This is a genomic window from Arthrobacter sp. NPDC058288, from assembly GCF_042880995.1.
Lineage (GTDB): Bacteria > Actinomycetota > Actinomycetes > Actinomycetales > Micrococcaceae > Arthrobacter.
The window spans coordinates 1,774,205-1,794,711 of the sequence record NZ_JBHVYH010000001.1 but is presented as its reverse complement, the minus strand read 5'-3'; the positions used below and the strand labels follow the sequence as shown (position 1 = coordinate 1,794,711).

The following is a 20,507-nucleotide window of genomic DNA, read 5'->3' as shown; positions in this document are numbered from 1 at the left end:
TGGATAGGTGGGATGGTGGTGTTGGGTCAGGCCAGGGCTATGGCGAGGGCCGGGGGAACCGGCGAGAGGACGAGCCCGCCGGCGGCGGCGGCCGTGCGGATAGCAGCGGCCTTGTCTGACGACGTCAGGACCGCCTCTGCCCGCACTTTGTCGACGAAGAGGCCTAGGGAACACGGTCCGTGATGGGATTGAACCCACCGGACCGCCTCGCCTGCCGCTTTGGTCATTTCAGCGCCGGCTGTCTCGGTGACCGAGCCGTCAATGGTTGACAGTGACGTCGGCGCGCCTGATTGGTCGACGGAGACCACCAGGCTCGCCCAAAGGCGATTGTCATCGAAGACGCCGACGACGGCCGAGGAGCCTGCGGAGACGAAGGTGCGGACAGCGGCTGCGAGATCATCACGTGCTGCGTCCGTCAGGAGCATTTCCAAATTGGCCCACTGGGCGGGGTCAATATTTCGAATGCCAACGCCGGGATCGAGTAAAAGTGCATCGACGATGGTGTTGCTCATACCGTTCCCTCTTCGTTGAAGTCTGTCTCCGTCAACGTTTACGGACGTACCGTGAACGTTTACGCTCCATATCGTAAACGTTTACGGAGATTTGTGTCAAGCATCACGTCGCTGGCTGATATGAGGTTCCGGAGGCGCGCGGCGACGTAAGCTTAAGAAGCACGGAATGACCGCGGACTCGGCCCGGCCAGTGCAGGACAGGAGAGCACGTGAGAGGCACAGCGATCCCCCGCGAGGCGAATGAGCGGCTTCCGGACACTTCCTTGCGGCGGAAGCCGACTATCAACGATGTGGCGCAAATCGCCGGTGTCTCATTTGGGACTGTTTCGCGAGTCCTCAACAACGCGCCGGACGTCAGTGCTTCAACTCGCGAGCGAGTTCTGCAGATCGTTAAAGATATCGGGTACCGGCGGAATCGGGCCGCGACCGCGCTGGTCACCAGCCGGTCAACTTCCATCGGCATACTCTCGGACGGCTCGCCACGATTCGGCCCTGTCGGGACGCTCATGGCCCTTGAGAACATTGCGCGTAAGAAGGGCTACGCCACAACCGTCATCAGTGTTGAAAAACCCTATGAAGAGTCTGTGCAAGCTGCCCTCGACACCCTGGACGATACCGGTGTCGGGGGGATCATAGTCATCGCACCTCTCGTCGACATGGCTGCAGCTGTTTGGAACGCCTCATGCCGTGTACCAGTGGAGATGATTGCCGCCGGAGCATCATCAACTCCAAACGTCTTCACATACTCAGAAAATCAGGAGCTCGGAGCGAGGCTGGCCACCCAGCACCTCATAGACCTGGGCCACACCGACATCGCCCACTTCGCCGGCTCCATGGACTGGTTCGACGGACGCGTACGCAAGCGCGGCTGGGAGGCCGCGCTTCGTGATGCCGGACTTGCACCAGGACTGTGCATCGAGGGCGACTGGAGCCCCAAATGGGCTTACGAGACCGGCCTCCGGCTCGTCCGGGAGGGAAGGATCCCTCAGGCGATCTTCGCAGCCAGCGACCATACCGCCCTTGGGCTTATTCGCGCTTTCGCCGAAAATGGCGTCCGTGTCCCGGACGATGTCAGTGTCGTCGGATTTGACGACATCGAAGGGTCGGACTATTTCCTGCCGCCCCTGACCACTGTGCGCCAGGACTTTACCGCGCTGGCACTTATGAGCACGGAGGTGCTTCTCGGTGCCATGGAGGGCCGGGACGTCGACCGTACGCCAATCACGCCGACGCTTGTAGTGCGCAACAGCGCCACTCGTGCCACCCCCAAAGCACCTCACCAAAACACACCTGAAACGCCTCCAAACAAAACGTGAGCGGCAGCATGCATCCGGTTAGTCCCGTCTGACGACCGTTCGCGTTGTCGGAGTATGTGCTGCGTCCTTCGGTCGTATGGTTGATGAAATGCCTCGCACAGCAAGAGAACGCATTGATGGCGGCCGGAATTCTTCCACCGTATACGGTTCGCTTCTGGACAAGATATCTGCGCTGGCGGGGGTGTGAGCTGTAGGAGAACGTGTCGTCGTTCCACGCAGTCCACGGGCGTGCGTTTCTTGGTATCCATCCCCGTCGTGGTGCGATTCTGGTCAGCACTGTCCTGACTAGGGAACTCGAATAGGCGCGGATTCACAGAGCCGAGCCTGCGTCGGCCTACTGGTGGCACAATGAATTCACCCTGAAGGACCCGTCACGGATCGACGCCTAACGGCTTGCCTGGATCCGCGAAAGATACGCCCACACCGCCTGAGGCGGCCACGTTCCCCATGTCGCTCGGGTTGCTGCCGGAGCGAGCCTCGCCTCCCGTATCCGGGCGCAACCCCTCCTTCCGGCAGCTCCCCTGGAGGGCTTGAATTAGCGGTAACTCAACAATGCTACGGCTAAATTGAGTACCAGACAATGAGTAAAATCCCTTTGCTTGCGCTTATCTTGATCCCTAGCCAGCGAGATTCGAAGTCCTTAACATATTTCTTGAAAGCTCTTGATAGTGCGCTAACTCACGGTGTAACTTAGCTCACGAAGCCCCAAACTGGGGCACTCACGAACACAAGGAAGTGTTGTTCATGCAAAGAACCAAAACTGGAACCCGTCGGAGCAGTAGGCTGGCCGCGGCGGCCCTTTGCGCTTCAATCCTGACTGTCGCAACGCTCGGACTCGCTGGCTGCAAGAGTGGGACGGCCGCCGCCGCCGATGAGGAGGCGAAGGCAACAGGCAAGGGACTGGTCATCGGCTGGAGCCAGCGAGGCATCAGCGGCAGTGACTGGTGGAAGACCCTTGTCGAGGGCGGTCAGGCCGAGGCAAGCAAGGTCGGGGCGCGACTCGAGTTGCTTGATGCTAATGGTGACACCGTCCGGCAGAACGCTGACGTGCAGACCCTCATCACCAAGGGCGTGGACGTCGTCGTCATGAACCCGAACGACCCGATCGGCGTCGGCCCCTCAGTTCAAGCGCTTAAGGATGCAGGCATACCTGTCGTCACCGTCAACTCAAGTCTGGATAAGTCGCTGGTCCCAGACATGTTCTGCTACGTTGCGGAGGACCAGGAACATACCGGTTCACTCGCCGGGGAAGTCGCTGCCCAGAAGGCGCTCGAGAAGTACGGCGACAACGGCCAGATCAAGCTTGTCGGTATCGGAGGCTTCCCGGGTGACGTGCTGAGCGACCTGCGGTTTAACGGCTTTATGGCTGGCTGGAACCGCGTGATGGAAAAGCACCCGGGCGTCACCACGGTGAAGCTCGAAACGAAGTACGGGGAGTGGAAGCCGGACAAGGCGCTCGCCCCGATCCGGGACGTTGCCACCGCCAACCCGGACCTCAAGGTCATTTACAGCATGAGCGACGTCATGCACGGCGGCATTGTCCAGGGGCTTCAGCAGGCCGGGCTCTGGGGCGACGGGATCATCATGGCCAGCTACGACGGCGGCATGGGAGCCATTAAGGAAATGGTGGACGACCCCAAGGGTCCGTTGCAGGCCGACGCGTCCAACCAGCCGTGGGACCAGGGAGTTGCCGCCGTACGGATGGCACTTGCCGCCTTCAATGGCGACCAGTCCCAGTGCCCGGACAAGACGAACTACATCGACACGACGGTGATCACGCCCGTCGAGGCGCCAGAGTACTACGTCCCCTCGGACACCTACGTCCGCGCAAAAAACTGAGCTCCCTGACCGGCGCCGCCCCGCGGCCGGCCGATCCATCCAGAGCCCTATATAAGGAGCATGATGCTCGCCCATAACCCGGTCTCGCCTTCCACCGCAGCGGCGGAGACGGCACGAGACACCCACGACGGCGCTTCGGAGCTGCGGCTCGATGGCGTCACCAAGTCCTATCCTGGCGTCCAGGCGCTGAAGGGAGTCAGCTTCAGCGTCGCCCGTGGATCCATTCATGCACTTGCCGGGCAGAACGGCGCAGGCAAGTCGACACTCGTCAAGATTCTCTCCGGAGCGGAGTCCCCGGACAGCGGAAGCATACGCCTTGGCGGCGAGTTTCAGCGCTTCCGTGATCCGATGGACGCCCAGCGCGCCGGGATCCACACCATTTACCAGGAACTCTCGCTCGTGCCGTCCCTTTCGGTGGCGGAGAATATCTTCCTTGGCCAGCTGCCTCGACGGGCGGGGGCCTCCGTCGACTGGCAGCGCATGCAGGCCGAAGCCCGGACCGCGCTGGACCGCGTAGGTTTCCATCTCGATGTCCGCCGCCCCGTGGGAAGTTACTCCACAGCGGAACAACAGGCCGTGGAGTTGGCCAAGGCCCTGCACAAGGACGCCCGGGTCCTGCTCCTGGATGAACCCACCTCCACCTTGCCCTTGCCCGATGTCGAGCGGCTGTTCACCGTCCTCCGCTCCCTTTCGGAACAAGGCGTGACGCTGCTATACATTTCGCACCGCATGGATGAGCTGTTTTCGCTCTGTGACGCCGTCACCGTGCTGCGCGATGGCGTGAACGCCGCCGACCTGATAACGGCAAGTTCCAAGCCCGCCGACGTCGTCACGGCAATGGTCGGAAAGAGCCTTGAAGGCTCCATTGCCGATGCGGCCCTCCGCGGGGAACGCTCGCCCAGCCTGGGGGCCGGTCCCCGGGAGAATGTCATTCTCTCTGCCCGCGACCTCTCCGAGCAGGGGCATGTGGACAGGGTGTCGTTCGAGCTGCGTGAAGGCGAAGTGCTCGGCATCTCCGGGCTCATCGGCAGCGGCCAGTCAGAACTGGCCGGCCTCATCGCCGGTGCGAGAAGGCGGACCTCCGGCGAGATCCGTGTCGATGGGAAAGCGGTGGACTTCCGTGCCCCCCGCGACGCGATCCGCCGGGGGATCGGACTGCTGCCGCAGGACCGCAAGGCAGCGGGCTTCATCCCGGACATGGGTGTTGCAGGCAACATCACGCTCGCCAGCCTGCCGCAATTCAGCAGGCTGAGCGTGATCCAGTCCCGGCGGGAGCGCAGTGTGGCCGGGGAGATGGTGGCCCGGCTCGGCATGAAGGTATCCGGGGTGCACCAACCGCTCAAAACGCTGAGCGGGGGAACTCAGCAGAAGGCCATCCTGGCCCGCTGGCTTGTCCGCCAGTCGCGCATCCTCGTGTGCGACGAACCAACCCGCGGCGTGGACGTCGGGGCGAAGGAGGACATGTACGAGCTCATCCGCGAGTTCGCCCAGGCGGGAGGAACCGTCGTGGTGGCGAGCTCGGAGATTACGGAGGCGATGATGTGCGATCGCGTCCTCGTGATGGCGCGCGGCAAAGTCGTCGCCGAACTCGATCACGACGACATCGACCCCTCCGGCAACGCCATTCTCGAGCGCTTCGCCTGACGGCCCCCCTCAATCAGTTTCTATTCAGGAGTACAACCATGTCCCGGACCTTGTCGTCCCTGCCGCCAAAGAGCGGCGCGCCCTCCCCATCGCCCTCAGCAAGTATCAGCTCCCGACTGCGGGGCAGCGCCCTCCGCGCCCTGCCAAAGAGCTACCTTATCCTCGTGCTTCTCGCGATCATCGCGGTGGGCTACTACGTCTCCGACGACTTCTTGACGTTCCGCAATGCCGAGAACGTGATCACGGCCGCCTCGATCGTCGTCGTGCTGGCGATCGGCCAATATTTTGTCATCCTGACGGGCGGAATTGACCTCTCCGTAGGCTCGATCCTCGCCATGTCCACGGTAATCACGGCACTGACCTTGCAGGCCGGGATGCCCGCCGGCGCGTCCGTTGTGTTCGTGCTTGCCTGCTGCGCTGCAGCCGGACTGATCAACGGCATCCTCGTCGTTTGGTTGAACATCCCCCCGTTCATCGCCACGCTCGCCATGATGAGCGCCGTCAAGGGCTTCAGCTACATCATCCAGTCAACAAGCCTGATCGAGATCCGCGACCAGTGGATCATTGAGACCTTCTCCCGCGGCAGCTTCCTCGGGATCCGCCACCCCGTCCTGATCTTCATTATCGTGGCCGTGGCCGCGGCGCTCGTGGCCAAATACACTACGTTCGGCCGCTCGCTCTACGCTATTGGCGGCAACCCTGAAGCCTCGCGGCTTTCGGGCCTGCCGGTCGCACGGAACCTGATCATCACCTACACCATCTCCGGGGTGCTCGCCGGCCTGGCAGGCCTCATCGCCGCCTCCCAGCTGAGGCAGGGAAGCTCGCTCATCGGTGTAGGTTACGAGCTCGACGCCATCGCAGCCGTCGTCGTGGGCGGCGCCTCCCTCATGGGCGGAAAGGGTGATCCCCTGAATGCGGTGATCGGGGTGTTCATCCTGACCACCATCATCAACATCATGAACCTCGTCGGGATCTCCTCCGAGCCGCAGCTGGTCATCAAGGGCGCAGTCATCATCCTCGCCGTCTTCCTCTCCAGCGCAGGCGGCGTCCAGAGGATCTCCGGATTCTTCTCGAAACATTTCCCGCGCACCCGCGCCGTCTGACCGCCTACCCCCGTCTTCCCATTCAGCTCCAGAAAGCAGGAACCATGTCCATTCGCCCCTTTGGCCGCACCAGCCTGACCGTCTCCGATATATGTGTCGGTACCAGTGCGCTCGGCAGCTTTCCCGCCCAATACGGTTACGAGGTCGATGAAGACACCGCCGTCGCTACTATTCAGCGTGTCTTCGACGGGCCCTTTACCTTCATTGATACGTCGAATGAGTACGGCGGGGGTGCAAGTGAAGAGCGGATTGGCCGGGCCATCGCCGAGCGCGGCGGCATCCCCGAGGGTTACGTCGTCGCCACGAAGGTCGACCCGCTTCCCGGCAGCGCCGACTTCTCCGGGGACCGTGTCCGCCGTTCAATCGAGGAGAGCCTCGAGCGCCTCGGCCTCGATAAACTCCAGCTCGTCTACCTGCACGACCCCGAGAAGATCTCCTTCGAGGAGGGGGTGGCCAAGGGCGGACCGCTGGAAGCCCTCATCGATCTCCGGGACCAGGGTGTTATCCAGTACCTGGGCGTAGCCGGGGGCCCGATCGACCTGGAGCTGCAGTACCTGGCCACGGACGCATTCGACGCCGTCATCAGTCACAACCGCTACACCCTCGTTGAACAGACCGCCGAGCCGCTCCTGGAAGACGCGGCCCGCCGCGGAGTCGCCTTCGTCAACGCCGCCCCGTTCGGCGGCGGGATGCTCGTCAAGGGACCGAGGGCCGTCCCGCGGTACTGCTACGCGCCCGTGGACCAGGCGACGATCGACAGGGTCCTGCGCATGGAAGAACTGTGCGGGCAGCACGGCGTCCCGCTGGCAGCAGCTGCCCTGCAATTCTCGGTCCGTGATGAGCGCGTGGCGTCGACCATCGTCGGAATGTCCCAGCCGGGCCGGGTCGAGGAGACCCTCGGCCTGCTCAACCACGACATCCCCCAGGAACTCTGGGACCAGCTCCTGCCCCTTGCACGCGAGGGACGCAACGGCATCGAAGCCGTGACGGTCTAACTACCGGGGCGGGTAGCAGGAATTTACGAAAGGAAACGAAGCAATGACCAGGAAGAAGCAGCCTGAGCCGGTAGATGTCGTCATCGTCGGTGCGGGCGCCGGCGGGGCAACCGCGGCAAAGGTGCTGTCGGAGGCCGGCCTGAAGGTGGTAGGCCTCGAGCGTGGGCCCTGGCTAAAGCCCGAGCACGCCTCGGGGGACGAACTCAAGTTCCTCAACCGGAATTTCATCTGGCAGGACCCGAAGATCAAACCGCGGACCTACCGCCCAAACGACAAGGTAGAGGCGGAAATCACCAACTTTTCCGCCACGCCGCAGGTCGTCGGCGGCGGCACCACCCACTGGGGTGGCATGGTTCCGCGTATGGCGGAGAGCGATTTCAAGCTGCGCAGCCTGCACGGCGATGTTCCGGGCGCAAGCCTGGTTGACTGGCCCATCTCCTATGACGAACTGGAGCCGTACTACACACGCGTTGAGTGGGAGTTCGGCACGTCGGGCCTTGCCGGAGCGAACAAGTGGGAAGCGTGGCGCAGCCGCGGCTACCCCACCAAGCCATCACCGCTGAGCCAGATTGGACGGACCTTCGCCACCGCGATGTCAAAGCTCGGGCATGGCACGTTCCCCATGCCGCAGGGCATGGTCACCGAACCCTATCGGGGACGTCAGCCATTCAGTGAGAACGGCTTCTGGCAGCAGTACCCGGACCCGGGAACAGGCAAGTCATCCACGCTGATCAGCTTCATTCCGGACGCGGTTGCGACCGGGCGCTATGACCTCCGCTCCGATTCCTACGTGAGCGAGATACTCGTAGGCAAGGACGGCCGCGCCACCGGTGTCCGTTACCAGGACGAGGACGGCGACGAGTTCGTCCAGCACGCGAAAGCCGTGATCGTCTGTGGCGGCGGCATCGAAACCCCACGCCTGCTGCTCATGTCGAAGTCAGGGCTCTTCCCGGACGGACTCGGCAACGGCAGCGGCATGGTGGGTAAGAACGCCACCTTCCATCAGTACTCATTCTCGGTCGGCTTGTTCGACCGCGAGGTCAGCGACCCGCTTTACGGGTGGGCGGGCCACTACATGAGCCTGTGTTCGTTCGACTTCTACGAGACGGACGAGAGCCGGGGCCACATCCTGGGATCACTGATTTTCCCGTCAATGATCGGCCACCCGGTGAACTGGAGCTTCCCCGGCCGGCCTACGTGGGGCCAGGCGGCCAAGGACGCCGACCGCGATTTTTTCAACCACAGCATGAAAATCGGTGTCCTCCTGCACGACCTGCCGGTGGAGGACAACCGTGTCGACCTTGACCCGAACGTCAAAGACGCATGGGGTCTTCCGGTGGCCCGTATTACCCACACGCCCCACTCCAACGACTTTGCCCAGGAACGCTGGCAGGTTGCCAAGAACGGGGAAATCCTCGAGGCTGCCGGGGCGAAGAAGGTCATTCCGGTCAATATGGAACGGATCACGGGCAACACCTCGCATGAACTGGGCACCGCCCGGATGGGCAATGATCCGGCGACGTCCGTCGTGGACCGCTGGTGCCGCTCGCATGAAGTACCAAACCTCTACGTTTTCGACGCGAGTTTCTTCCCGACGGCGACCGGCATCAACCCGGCCCTGACGATCATGGCCAACGCCTGGAGGTGCTCTGACCATATCCTCCAGGTGGACCGCCACGGCTGGTCCGACAACTGATTCGCACTTCATACAGGACACGAAAGGACAGATGCCATATGGGACAGGCGGAATGGGCTACGGTACCCATCTCAACACGGGACGTGGACGGGCCGGTCTTCTTTACCGAGCACGAGTGGAACACGATCGAAGCGGCGTCGGCCCGGATTATCCCCGCCGACCACCACCCGGGTGCGCGCGAGGCCAGGGTGGTCCGCTTCATTGACCGGATGCTCGCAGGAACGCAGTTCATCTTTCCGGCAGCGGACGGCAACGGGTTCCTCCGGATGGAGGGCCTCGAGGAGGCCGCATGGCAGGAGCGAATCAAGCAGCGCCGGGAGTTTTACCGCGAGGGCGTTGTGGAGTTGGACCGGCTGGCGAAAGAGCGTGCAGACGCCGAGTTCATCGAACTGACGGAAGCGGACCAAGACGCGGTGCTCGAGACGCTGTCGGGCTTGGCCAAGCCCAACGCTTTTTCACTGGAGCACTCCGAGGTTGGCCTTGGGGGCGCGCCGGCAGGAAACCAACCGGTCAACGAGGACTTTCTGGAGTTCTTCCCGCTTCTGGTGCTTAACACCCGTCAGGGGTTTTACGGCGACCCGGTGTACGGAGGGAACGAGAACCGCGTCGGTTGGGGTGTCATCGGCTTCGATGGACCTCCGTCGCTGGCCTCAACCATGGACGGCACCTACACCACCCGCAAGTACATGGTGGAGGGAGCCGAGTGGCCATACGACCAGCATCCTGAGGTCCTGCGGTACCGGCGCCCGTGACAGTTGGCGCGCCGACCGGAGCCACGTTCCGTGGCTGCCCGGGGGTATCCGGGGATAATGTAGATGTGTCCACGACCCCCGCTCCCTCAAACGCCCGAAACTCCAATGGGCGCGGGGAGCGGCTGGCCTCCAGGTCAAAGGCTCCCCGGATGTCCGACGTTGCCCGGCTCGCCGGGGTGTCCCAGCAGACGGTGTCGCGGGTTGTCAGGGGAGCGACCAATGTCGATCCGGACATCCGTGAACGCGTCGAACACGCAATCGCCCAACTGCGGTACCGTCGAAATCCCGCGGCCGCGGCTCTCGCCAGCAACCGGACCATGACGATCGGTGTTGTCAGCTTCGAACTGTCTGTCCTGGGACCCACGGTAGCCCTGTACGGTATCTCCGAGGAAGCCCGGAAACATGGCTACGCGACGCGTTTAGTCACTCTGGCCAGTCTCGAACGCCGTGATATCCGGGCTGCCTTCGAATCCATCAATTCGGACACGGTTGACGGCGTGATCGTGCTCGCGCCCCTGCTGGATGCGATCACTGTGCTCGAGGACCTCGACATCGGTGTCCCCGTGGTGACGTTCCAGCAAGGATCGCACCCGAGCCCGACAAGCGTTTCCGTTGACGAAGTACGTGGTGCCCGGATGGTGGTGCGCCACTTGCTGGACCTCGGGCACGAAACAGTGTGGCACGTCCAAGGCCCGCCCGGATGGATGGCAACATCCGCCCGGGTCCAGGGATGGGCAGCGGAACTGGGGGCGTCTGGACGTTTCGTTCCGACGCCGATCGCAACGACCGACTGGTCAGCCGCCGAGGGATATCGCGTCGGCCGTGAGCTCGCCGCAAGGGAGGACGTCACAGCAGTCTTCGCCGCCAATGATCCCTTCGCGCTGGGAGTGATCAAGGCACTGGACGAGGCCGGGCGCGACGTCCCGGGAGATGTCAGCGTCGTGGGATTTGACGACGTCAAAGAAGCGCCCTTCTTTCGTCCGGCACTAACGACCGTAAGGCTTGATTTCGAAGCCATCGGCCACATTGCTGTGGGTCGCATTTTGGCCATGATAAAAGACGAGGCTGAGGGAGATATCCCTCTTTTGGAACCGCGTTTGGTACTCCGCGACACCACAGCGCCACCCCCAAGTCAGCGCTAAACCACTCCGCTGACTACCTACAGTCCTACTCGGGGCTGAACTCCTTGGCTGGGAACTGAAGAGGGCCCTAGCCGCTTCTTGAAAGCTATGAACCCAAAGGTCTTGCAATTTCCCACCTAATCGGAATATCGTGAGTTAGCGCTAACTCAGGTACTCAAAGAAGAGAAAAGAGAGAAAACAATGGTCGATCCATTTGTCGTCGTTGCGGTTTCGCCGCGGACAATCAATGTGAAGAATCCCGGCGACGGCGTCGCCAACGTCAAGCGCATCAACGAATTCATCGACACGGCGGTCATGGTCGGCGCCTGGGAAGGTTCACCGGTCAAGCTGGTAGTCCTGCCCGAGATGGCGATCCAGGGCATGATGGCCAACACGCCTGGGAACCGCGAGAAGGAGGCCCACTTTGCCGTGACGATCCCTGGTCCGGAGACGGACGAGCTGGCGAAGAAGGCCGTGGAACTCAACACCTACATTGCTGCCGAGCTGTACATGGTCAAGGACGAGGACTTCCCGGACCGCCACTTCAATGTCGCCTTCATCATCGATCCGCAGGGCGAGATCATACACAAGCGCTACAAGGCCACCAGTGATGCCTACGAAGGCGGCATGCTCGGCAACATGAACCCACACGACGTGTGGGACGAGTGGATTGAAAAGAAGGGAAACGGCAACGCAATGGACGCCATCTTCCCTGTGGCTAAGACCGAGATCGGCAACATCGGGTACGCCATCTGCCACGAGGGTGTCTACCCCGAGGTGCCGCGTGGGCTCGCGATGAACGGCGCCGAGATCATTATCCGGGGCACCCTAATCGAGCCGGCCGTCCAAAACGGCATGTGGGAACTGCAGAACCGGGCACACGCGATGTTCAACTCGGCGTACGTCGTCGCTCCGAACCTGGGGCCCGAAGTCCGCGACGACGGGAGCATGCAGGACCTGTTCGGCGGCCAGTCCATGATCGTCGGTCCGCGCGGGCAGATCCTCACCAAGCAGCAGGGCTGGACCTCGGGCGACTCGTTCGTCTGCACCACAATCGACATCGAAGCGCTCCGCCGGGCCCGGGTCGCCAACGGCCTGTACAACCAGTTCAAGGACCTGCGCACCGAGCAGTACCGGGTCATCTACGACAACCCGATTTACCCGAAGAACCAGTACCTCGACGCACCCCCGAGCGAGGGCTGGCTCGCCCGGGAAGACTCAACGCGGGCCGCCAATATCGAGAAACTCATCGAGCGCGGCGTGCTCACACCGCCCTCGGGCTACAGGGCATAAGTAGGGAAGTTGGCCGGGGAGCGCGTTTCGCGCACCCCGGCCAACTCTTGTGGCTCGGCTGTTTCTGGGCTGAACGATTCACAATATGATAAGCAGACTTAGTTACCGGTCGGTTGTGGTCGTTGTCGGCCGCGGCCGCCTGGCGAGACAAGAAGAAGACAATGGATTATTCCCAGCTGGCCTACCCGCTCCTCGGCGCTATCAATACCGAAGCCCTCAGTGCGTTGCCCGGGGCCCCCGTAATCGAACCCGGAGGCGCCATGAGAAACCGTAGACGAGTCAGCCGCCTCCGTGGCCGACTCTCGAATGTGTTACATCGGGCGGCCTGGGCCTTGGAACCGGACGTGGAACGGGGGGATCCCTGCCCGGGCGCCGGGTAGTAGAAAAGACCTATCCCTTCGGGATTGCCCGGGCCCCATATTAGGCCGGTCCCGTGGTTGTGGAGTCCACTGGTCAATGGCACGGACTTGGCAGCTGATCGTGACCAATGCCTCGGAAGGAAGGCAGATCGGTGGCCTCTCGGGAGAGATCTGGCGCGCCGACCCTTACAGGCTGCGGGATAGGGGCGTGGATCAGGCAGCCATGACGGCTGGACCGCCGGGGGAGTATCCGAGCCTGGAATGGCCTGTGCAATAGTGTGAGCGAAGCGGTAGGAGCCGGTACGGTTTTCGATGATGGTGCCCTTACGGGTCAACCGGTCAACCGGTCAATGGTCGCGGCGCACGGGCGAGTGGCTGTGACAGGTTTGGATGGCCCCGGTAGGACGGTTATTTCTGGCCCCACTTAGTGACTCTTCGGGACGAATCGAGCGTAGCTGCCTCCGGGCATCCGGGCGACGATTTTGCCCCGCACGTGCCTCCGGCAAGGCCGGATTAATCGCCTGCGTCCATCGACTGGCGGCGATGACGTTCCCGTTGGCCGTAGGCCGCCCGTAGAATGTCGTCCTTTGACTCGAATCCCGAGCCCAACGCACCACCGATGAGCGCCGCCGATGTCGTCATCCATGCGACTTCCACAAAGTCCCAAAAAGTCACGGGATGTTTCAGGGTCAGCGCCAATAAGACATCGTCGATTGTGAACGCCGCGGCCAGCAGCACAGCCACGAACAGCAGGACGTAGCTGATCACGACGCCGATCACCAACGACCACACTGTAGAGATGTTATATAGGGAAGCCTTGTATCGTTCGAGGGAATCGTCGCGCCGGGGGCTTTCCCACAGATCGTGTTGGGTGATGATCCAGAACACCATCGAACCAATCGAAAGGACCATCAGCAACGTTAACCTCGGTGCCCCCAGCAGGTCTGCGAGCTGCCATATTGTGTCCGTGACAAGCGCGAAGGCGCCCGTGGCGATTGCGGCAGCCATTGCGCTTCTCAATCCGAAGACCAGCCGCCAAGGACGGTTCGCCCGCAGCATGCCCGCCAGCAACCGCCCGCGGCCGAGGCGGGTCGCTGAGACATAGCGGAATCCAATCGGCCCGTCGTCAAGAACAGCGGTCTCGATATGCCGCGATTGGTGCAGGGAGGGCGGACCGAATTCCCCGGCGTCATCCTCGGGATCGAAATGGCGGTGCATCGCCCAGCCGAGGTCGGCGACGGCAGTGCGGACCCGGCGGTCGATGTTGACGGCGCCGAGCGCGGGCAACGACACCAGGGAGATCGGCTCCCCAAGCGCAACTTCCGCGACCACCGTCCGGCCCTCGAAACGTATCGGAAGATCGGTCAGGCACACCATGACATCCCATGCACGGAGGATCCGGTGCTTCGCCATGGACTCCAGCATCGGCGCCAACCCATTGCCAGCCGTAAAATCCTGGTACTCGATCACCACAGACCAGTCGTGGCGCTCATCGGCAAGGTTGAGAAGAAGGCCCACTTCGCGGCCGTTACGCTCGGCAAACTCCGCGGTGACCTCCGGCTCGGCGAGAACGCCCAGCGTACGGGCAATGGTGGGGTTCACGTCGCCCGAACTTTCCGGCACACCCTGACTCCTATGATTCAGTGTCCATGACCAGCGACTTGGAGGTCGCCGTCGCAGTGGACACGGGTTTCCGATGTCTCATTCCGTGGGGTCTGTTCGGGGCCGCCGCGGTCCGTGGCCCTACAGGCTTCCCCCGCCCACTCGGTCGGGGGCTGACGGCCGCGGCCTCACCCAGGAGTTCCTCTGGCGCCATGGAAGTGGCATAGCCCCGCCCGTCCAGAACTGCCGATATTCGAATCCGGCAGGTCAGCCGGCACCGCCTTCACCGCGGCTGTTCGGCCTGTTGATGCCTGCTATGGGACGTGAAACGGGGCGCCGTGCGGACGAAGGCGCCATGCACGCGTTGCGACGTGCAGGTTTAGTCGGGTCTCGGGATCGGCAAGATCGAAGCCGCTGATCTGCCGGATCGACTTCAGGCGGTAACGCAGAGTGCTTCGATGGATGCTCAGGCTCTCGGCCGTACTGTCATAGTTGCCGCCGTGGTCCAGGTACTGGGCCAGGGTTTGCACCAGGTCAGACCCCCGGCTGGCGTCGGCGCGTTGAAGGTTACCGAGCCACTCGTCGACATAGCCCGCCAGATCCGGTTCGCCTCCAGCTGTCTCCAAAATGCGGTAGATCCCCAGTTGATCAAAGCGGGTGACACCGTAGCGATCGATTGAACCGGCCCGAATGTGCAGCGCTTGCAGGGCTTCCGAGAAGGAGCGCGGAATCTGGGCGACATCCAGGCTTGGACCGCCGATGCCCATGGCCCCGGTGGCAGTTCGTAGGGTCCTGGCGACAACGGAAAAGACCTCGGCACCCAACGGATCTCCACGAACCACGGCAACAGCCATGTCCGCGCGCCGTGAAACGAGCGCGGATGAACGAAGTTCCAACAACGTCCTGCGCAGTGCGACCACGACAGTATCGTCGGTTCTTGGCGGCTGCCACTCCGCCACGATGACGTGCTGCGGACCACTAATGTCATATCCCAATGCCTCGGTACGAACGCGTGCGGTCGCGCCATCCATTCCGGACACGAGTTCGTCCACCAGGTCGCGCCCCGGCCTCAGTTCCAGCCGGGCCAGGCTGCGGCGGTGCGACAACTCGACCTCCAAGAGCCGTGTTGCGTACTTCAAAGCGAAGACGTTGGCGGCTGTTACCGGCCTGTCGGTTTCCAGCATACAAATAGCTCCCAACACCTCGCCGTGTGAAACGGCAAGCGCAACGAGCCTTCGCGGTTCGCGGACCGGTGCGGGCGGTTTCCCGCCATCGTCCCTTATGGGCCGCGCGTGTCCCCGTTCCAGACGCTCAAGTCCCTCCGCGAGGACGTCAATCCCGGCGGTGCCCTGCTGATCGAGGACGGCAAGGTCGCCCAGACGATCGTTGGCGGCATTTCTTGGCTGCACTGCGATCGTCAGTGGCGCTAATTGGACTGGAGCGAAGAGGACAGCGAGGCAGGCAGAGGGGAGTCGACGAGGTTTGGTACGCCCCCGAAGGAGGCCAGGGTCCGGGCCGTCTCCACGAACTCGCGCGCCAGCCCGTCATTGACGTCAGTGCGCCATGCAATCGACAGCGGAGAGGGCGGGACGTCTCTGACCGGGATGAAAGACAGCCCGGGACGGTCATAGAAGCGTTGGGTCGAGGCCTGAGTGAACGCAATGCCCCGCTCACCCATGATGGCTTCGAAACATTCGTCGACGGTGGCTACCTGAGTGCCCATACGGACCGGCTGCCCGCCGCGGGCCTGGGTTGCGAGCCAGAAATCCCTCCACTTATCCGGAGCCTTGCGGGCGACGAAGGACTCATCAACGACCTGTTCGACCGAGACTTCAGACAGCCCGGCAAAGCGGGAACTGCTGGCAACTACGAGGACCCGCGGCTCAATGAACAGTGTCTCCATGGCGAGCCAGTCAGCCGCCGGCAGGGGCGGCCGCACAAATGCCACGTCAGCGCTTCCATCGGCCAACCCCGCTGTGGGGTCAGCGAAATCGAAGGACCTCATCTGCACGTGGATTTCCGGGTGGTTGTTCTTGAACGCTGCGAGGATTCGCGGGGTCAGTTCAGCAGCCGCGTTGGCCTGGAAGCCGACTATCAAGGTGCCCCGCACGCCGCTCGCGACCTCACGCGTCAACGAAACGGCGCGCTCCGCGGCGGATAAAAGGCGCTTAGCTTCACCCAGCAGGACGTCCCCTGCGCTGGTCAGGGAGACGCTGCGGCTGGTCCGGATCAGCAGGGGAGTGCCGAGCGAGTGTTCAAGCTTCCGTATTTGGACGCTGAGGGATGGCTGCGCGATATGAAGTCGGGCAGCGGCTCGACCAAAATGCAGCTCTTCTGCGACGGCGACGAAGTACTGCAGAACGCGCAGGTCTAGCTGTGGCTGCTGCATCGTTCAACTGTAAGCTCCGCCGCAATCGGGGTCCAATAGTTTCAGGCTATCGGTGGATAGTGGACAGGTATTGGACCGTTCGGGGTCACGGCGACTGCAATGGAAACAGCGAAGGGTTGCCAACGGAGATAGTCGCAAAGGCGCTCCAGAAACCCCGCTTTCGAGGCTCGGACAGAGAAGTCCGACCCTCCGCGAGTTCAACGAGAGGAACAACGAAATGACGGTCGCAACACGTGCCCCTTCTGTAGAATCCTGGGTTCAGAGCTTCACCGAGGCCAACAACCAGGACCCGGAAATTCAGGCCCACGGAGAGTACTTCACCTGCTCCTACCTGCTGGACATGGAGGCGCACACCTTTGTTGTCCGGGTGGTGTCCGGCACCATCGCCCAGATTTTCGTGGACCCGGGACCCATCGAGGTGCCCTACCAGTTCGCCATCCGGGCCAGCGCCCACACCTGGGGTGAATTCGGCAAGCCCGTCCCGGCTCCCATGTACCACGGCATCTGGGCCGCCACTTTCCAGCGCGACATGAAGCTGGAGGGCGACGTCCTGGTCCTGATGCAGAACCTGCGCTGCCTCACCCGCCAGATCGAACTGCTGCGCTCAACCGGCGCACCCGTCTAGACCATAGGAGTTCCTGACATGAGCAAAATTTCCCCCGTCACCGGCCACTACGTCACCGTCGACGTGGACGGCCTCGAATACAAGGTTTTCTACCTCGAAAACGGCCAGGGGCAGCCCTTGGTCTGCCAGCACACCGCCGGAGCCCACAACCACCAGTGGCGCGGCCTGCTGGAGGACCCGGAGATCACCGCCAACTACCGCGTCATCGCCTACGACCTCCCCCGCCATGGCAAATCAGACCCCCCTGAAAACACCCAGTGGTGGACCGAGGAGTACCAGCTCAGCGCGGACCACTTCGCCAACTTCATTGTCGCCCTCGTCGATGCACTGGAACTGGTCGACCCCATCTTCATGGGATCCTCCTTCGGTGGCAACGTAGCGCTGCAGCTCGCCCACCGCTTCCCGGAGAGGTTCGACGCCGTCATCCCCGTAGAGGGGGCGGACTACTCGCCGGGGTTCTACCTCGACTGGTGGCAGCACCCACACGCCAACGCCGCGCAGGTGTGCGGCAGCGGCACCTGGGACCTCATGGCACCGCAATCGCCGGAGGCGGACCGCTGGAAAACGTGGTTCTACTACACGCAGGGTTCCGAGGCGTTCAAGGGTGACCTGTACTTCTACTCGGTGGACCACGATCTGCGCGGCAAACTGGGCGAAATCCAGACGAATAAATGTGCGGTGGTCCTGATGACCGGCGAGTACGACTACCTCACCACCCCTGAAGACGGAGCCCGCACCGCCGGCCAGATCCCGGGTGCCGAGTTCATCGAGATGAAGGCTATCGGGCACTTCCCGATGAGCGAGAACTACCCGGTCTTCAAGGGATACCTCGTTCAGGCTCTGGACCTGATCCGCACCAAGACGAGCGTCCGAGCCTAGCCGGCTCACACCAAGGCGTCGGTGCCGACCCCAGAGGGCCGGCACCGACCCTGCCACCTCAATGGTGAAAGACACACAGAAGATTTAGCTTCCTCATGCCCTGCCTCTGGCAGCGGACCGCCCCAAACTGCTGAAGGTCGGGCTGCACGCCGCTACGACTTCCTTCAAACCCCTTGGAGATAGAACGATGTCAACAAACGCCCAGCGTGAAGCCGCGCTGCTGGCCTCCGTGCCGACTGGCCTGCTGATCAACGGCGAATGGCGCCCGGCGGCGTCCGGGAAGACGTTCGACGTCGAGGACCCGGCCACGGGCAAGGTGCTGCTCAGCATCGCTGACGCCGGCCCCGAGGACGGCGCAGCCGCTTTGGACGCGGCCGCTGCCGCCCAGGATTCCTGGGCCAAGGTTCCGGCCCGTGAGCGCGGGGAAATCCTGCGCCGCGCCTTCGAGATGGTCACGGCCCGGGCGGATGACTTCGCGCTGCTGATGACCCTGGAGATGGGCAAGCCCCTGGCCGAGGCCCGCGGCGAGGTCACCTACGGTGCCGAATTCCTGCGCTGGTTCTCCGAGGAAGCCGTCCGCGCGTTCGGCCGCTACTCCGTCTCCCCGGACGGCAAGTCCCGCCTGCTGGTCACCAAGAAGCCCGTGGGCCCGTGCCTGCTGATCACCCCGTGGAACTTCCCGCTCGCGATGGCCACCCGCAAGATCGCCCCCGCCGTCGCTGCCGGCTGCACCATGGTGCTGAAGTCCGCCAACCTGACGCCGCTGACCTCCCAGCTGTTCGCGGCCGTGATGCAGGAAGCCGGCCTGCCCGCCGGGGTCCTGAACGTCATCCCGACCTCCACAGCCGGTGCCACCACGGGGCCGCTGATCAAGGACACCCGGCTGCGGAAGCTCTCCTTCACCGGCTCCACCGAAGTGGGCCGCCGCCTGCTCTCGGACGCCTCCGAAACGGTCCTGCGGACCTCGATGGAACTCGGCGGCAACGCCCCGTTCGTGGTGTTCGAGGACGCCGACGTCGACGCCGCCGTGGCCGGGGCCATGCTGGCGAAGCTGCGGAACATGGGCGAGGCCTGCACGGCCGCGAACCGGTTCATCGTGCACGAGTCCGTCGCGGACGAGTTCGCGGAGAAGTTCGCCGCGAAAATGGGCGAGATGACCACGGCGCGCGGCACCGAGCCGGAGTCCAAGGTGGGCCCGCTGATCGATGCGAAGAGCCGGGACAAGGTCCACGAGCTCGTCACCGACGCCGTGGCCTCCGGTGCGGTGGCTGTCGCCGGCGGCGGCCCGGTGGACGGGCCGGGCTACTTCTACCAGCCCACCATCCTCAAGGGCGTCACCGAGGGCACCCGCATCCTGTCCGAGGAAATCTTCGGACCGGTGGCCCCGATCATCACCTTCGACAGCGAGGACGAGGCAGTCCGCCTCGCCAACAACACCGAGTACGGACTGGTGGCCTACGTCTTCACGCGCGACCTGAACCGCGGCATCCGGATGGGCGAACGCCTCGAGACCGGCATGCTCGGCCTGAACGCCGGCGTCGTGTCCAACGCAGCAGCACCGTTCGGCGGCGTCAAGCAGTCCGGCCTGGGACGTGAGGGCGGCCTCGAAGGCATCGAGGAATACCTCTACACCCAGTACATCGGCATCGCCGACCCCTACGCCAGCTAACCACGGCTGCCAAAGTACACCCAACGGGGGGTCTTCCACCCTCGCAACATGGGAAGCCCTCTGTTGCGTGCACGGTTCTGGACATCGAGTACAGGCACAAATAGCCGTCAAGCAGTAGAAGGTCGCGCATTAATCAGAGTCTTCGACTCAACGAGCCGCGCGCCCACCACCTTCTATGGATATGCGTTTGGCCGATCCTGAGTGCGTCCGGAGCGGCGTACAGCAAGCAGGTCCGTAACTTCCACGATGAAGCCCGATCAGCCTCAACGACTGATCTCGGAGCACCGATAACCGATCTTTCGTCACAACGGGGAAGCCCCTCATGACGCACGCTTTTTGGAGCTGGAATATGGCAAGAAGAGAGTGTGGACAATGTCCACACTCTTAGGTTCGGACTCGGCCGTACATCGGCCGGACTGGCTCGGATTCCGCATGATTCCGGGAGTTCCCAGTGTTCACAAGGGCTGGAATGTAATTCGAGTCCCACCTCGGGCACAGCATAACCCCTCGTCAGAGGGGTTTTTGCTTCAATGTGCGGACATTGTCCTCTGCGGAATTCGGATGCCGTCCCCGTCGCGTGCCCTCATTGGCATAATCCCGACCTGCTCGGCTGCCAGTGGCATGCTGGCGAACAACTCATCTAACAGCGGTCTCTGCCACCAATGTTCAATTTGAGGTATTCGATACGCCCTGAGACCTCAATCGGCCGCAAA

At 62.9% G+C, this 20,507-nt stretch carries 17 protein-coding genes; 13 read left to right on the top strand and 4 right to left on the bottom strand.

What is annotated here, in order from left to right:
• Positions 1-26 precede the first annotated feature (26 nt).
• Positions 27-512, bottom strand: coding sequence for a hypothetical protein (locus ACFVWT_RS08535; protein ID WP_390246947.1), 486 nt, complete (start codon positions 510-512; stop codon positions 27-29).
• A gap of 209 nt (positions 513-721) precedes the next feature.
• Between ACFVWT_RS08535 and ACFVWT_RS08530 the strand changes: the two genes are divergently transcribed.
• From ACFVWT_RS08530 to ACFVWT_RS08490, 9 genes are all read left to right on the top strand, one after another.
• Positions 722-1,828, top strand: a complete 1,107-nt coding sequence (locus tag ACFVWT_RS08530) for a LacI family DNA-binding transcriptional regulator (RefSeq protein WP_390246946.1) — start codon at positions 722-724, stop codon at positions 1,826-1,828.
• A gap of 744 nt (positions 1,829-2,572) precedes the next feature.
• On the top strand, positions 2,573-3,667 hold the full coding sequence (locus tag ACFVWT_RS08525) for a sugar ABC transporter substrate-binding protein (protein WP_390246944.1): 1,095 nt from the start codon (positions 2,573-2,575) through the stop codon (positions 3,665-3,667).
• A 60-nt stretch (positions 3,668-3,727) separates the two neighbouring features.
• A complete protein-coding gene (locus tag ACFVWT_RS08520; protein WP_245199180.1) occupies positions 3,728-5,311 on the top strand; it encodes a sugar ABC transporter ATP-binding protein in 1,584 nt (527 codons plus the stop codon).
• 38 nt (positions 5,312-5,349) lie between these two features.
• On the top strand, positions 5,350-6,414 hold the full coding sequence (locus tag ACFVWT_RS08515) for an ABC transporter permease (protein ID WP_209745405.1): 1,065 nt from the start codon (positions 5,350-5,352) through the stop codon (positions 6,412-6,414).
• A 44-nt stretch (positions 6,415-6,458) separates the two neighbouring features.
• The gene (locus ACFVWT_RS08510; RefSeq protein ID WP_390246941.1) at positions 6,459-7,409 is read left to right on the top strand and encodes an aldo/keto reductase; all 951 of its coding nucleotides are present in this window, start codon (positions 6,459-6,461) and stop codon (positions 7,407-7,409) included.
• Positions 7,410-7,452: 43 nt separating this feature from the next.
• A complete protein-coding gene (locus tag ACFVWT_RS08505; protein WP_209745400.1) occupies positions 7,453-9,105 on the top strand; it encodes a GMC family oxidoreductase in 1,653 nt (550 codons plus the stop codon).
• A gap of 38 nt (positions 9,106-9,143) precedes the next feature.
• The gene (locus ACFVWT_RS08500; protein ID WP_011691772.1) at positions 9,144-9,857 is read left to right on the top strand and encodes a gluconate 2-dehydrogenase subunit 3 family protein; all 714 of its coding nucleotides are present in this window, start codon (positions 9,144-9,146) and stop codon (positions 9,855-9,857) included.
• 149 nt (positions 9,858-10,006) lie between these two features.
• Complete coding sequence (locus tag ACFVWT_RS08495; protein WP_209745394.1) at positions 10,007-10,999, top strand: LacI family DNA-binding transcriptional regulator; 993 nt, start codon at positions 10,007-10,009, stop codon at positions 10,997-10,999.
• Between the two features lie 180 nt (positions 11,000-11,179).
• The gene (locus tag ACFVWT_RS08490) at positions 11,180-12,271 is read left to right on the top strand and encodes a nitrilase-related carbon-nitrogen hydrolase (RefSeq protein WP_390246939.1); all 1,092 of its coding nucleotides are present in this window, start codon (positions 11,180-11,182) and stop codon (positions 12,269-12,271) included.
• Between the two features lie 872 nt (positions 12,272-13,143).
• Here ACFVWT_RS08490 and ACFVWT_RS08485 read toward each other — a convergent pair.
• Together ACFVWT_RS08485 and ACFVWT_RS08480 are read right to left on the bottom strand one after the other, a co-directional pair.
• Positions 13,144-14,253: a hypothetical protein gene (locus tag ACFVWT_RS08485; RefSeq protein WP_390246937.1), complete on the bottom strand. Its 1,110-nt coding sequence runs from the start codon at positions 14,251-14,253 to the stop codon at positions 13,144-13,146.
• Positions 14,254-14,546: 293 nt separating this feature from the next.
• The gene (locus ACFVWT_RS08480) at positions 14,547-15,416 is read right to left on the bottom strand and encodes a PucR family transcriptional regulator (RefSeq protein ID WP_390246935.1); all 870 of its coding nucleotides are present in this window, start codon (positions 15,414-15,416) and stop codon (positions 14,547-14,549) included.
• Between the two features lie 108 nt (positions 15,417-15,524).
• On the opposite strand from ACFVWT_RS08480, the gene ACFVWT_RS08475 reads away from it, so the two are divergent.
• Positions 15,525-15,662, top strand: a complete 138-nt coding sequence (locus tag ACFVWT_RS08475) for a hypothetical protein (RefSeq protein ID WP_209748704.1) — start codon at positions 15,525-15,527, stop codon at positions 15,660-15,662.
• Here the strand turns inward: ACFVWT_RS08475 and ACFVWT_RS08470 are convergent.
• A complete protein-coding gene (locus tag ACFVWT_RS08470) occupies positions 15,659-16,621 on the bottom strand; it encodes a LysR family transcriptional regulator (RefSeq protein WP_209745385.1) in 963 nt (320 codons plus the stop codon). The two genes, ACFVWT_RS08475 and ACFVWT_RS08470, sit on opposite strands and share 4 nt — an antisense overlap.
• Before the next feature lie 217 nt (positions 16,622-16,838).
• Here ACFVWT_RS08470 and ACFVWT_RS08465 point away from each other — a divergent pair, with 217 nt between their 5' ends.
• From ACFVWT_RS08465 to ACFVWT_RS08455, 3 genes are all read left to right on the top strand, one after another.
• Positions 16,839-17,246 carry a hypothetical protein gene (locus ACFVWT_RS08465; protein WP_390246933.1) on the top strand — a complete coding sequence of 136 codons (408 nt, stop codon included), beginning with the start codon at positions 16,839-16,841 and terminating at the stop codon, positions 17,244-17,246.
• Positions 17,247-17,264: 18 nt separating this feature from the next.
• Positions 17,265-18,125 carry an alpha/beta fold hydrolase gene (locus ACFVWT_RS08460; RefSeq protein WP_209745382.1) on the top strand — a complete coding sequence of 287 codons (861 nt, stop codon included), beginning with the start codon at positions 17,265-17,267 and terminating at the stop codon, positions 18,123-18,125.
• A 187-nt stretch (positions 18,126-18,312) separates the two neighbouring features.
• Positions 18,313-19,794 carry an NAD-dependent succinate-semialdehyde dehydrogenase gene (locus ACFVWT_RS08455; protein WP_390246930.1) on the top strand — a complete coding sequence of 494 codons (1,482 nt, stop codon included), beginning with the start codon at positions 18,313-18,315 and terminating at the stop codon, positions 19,792-19,794.
• Positions 19,795-20,507 lie beyond the last annotated feature (713 nt).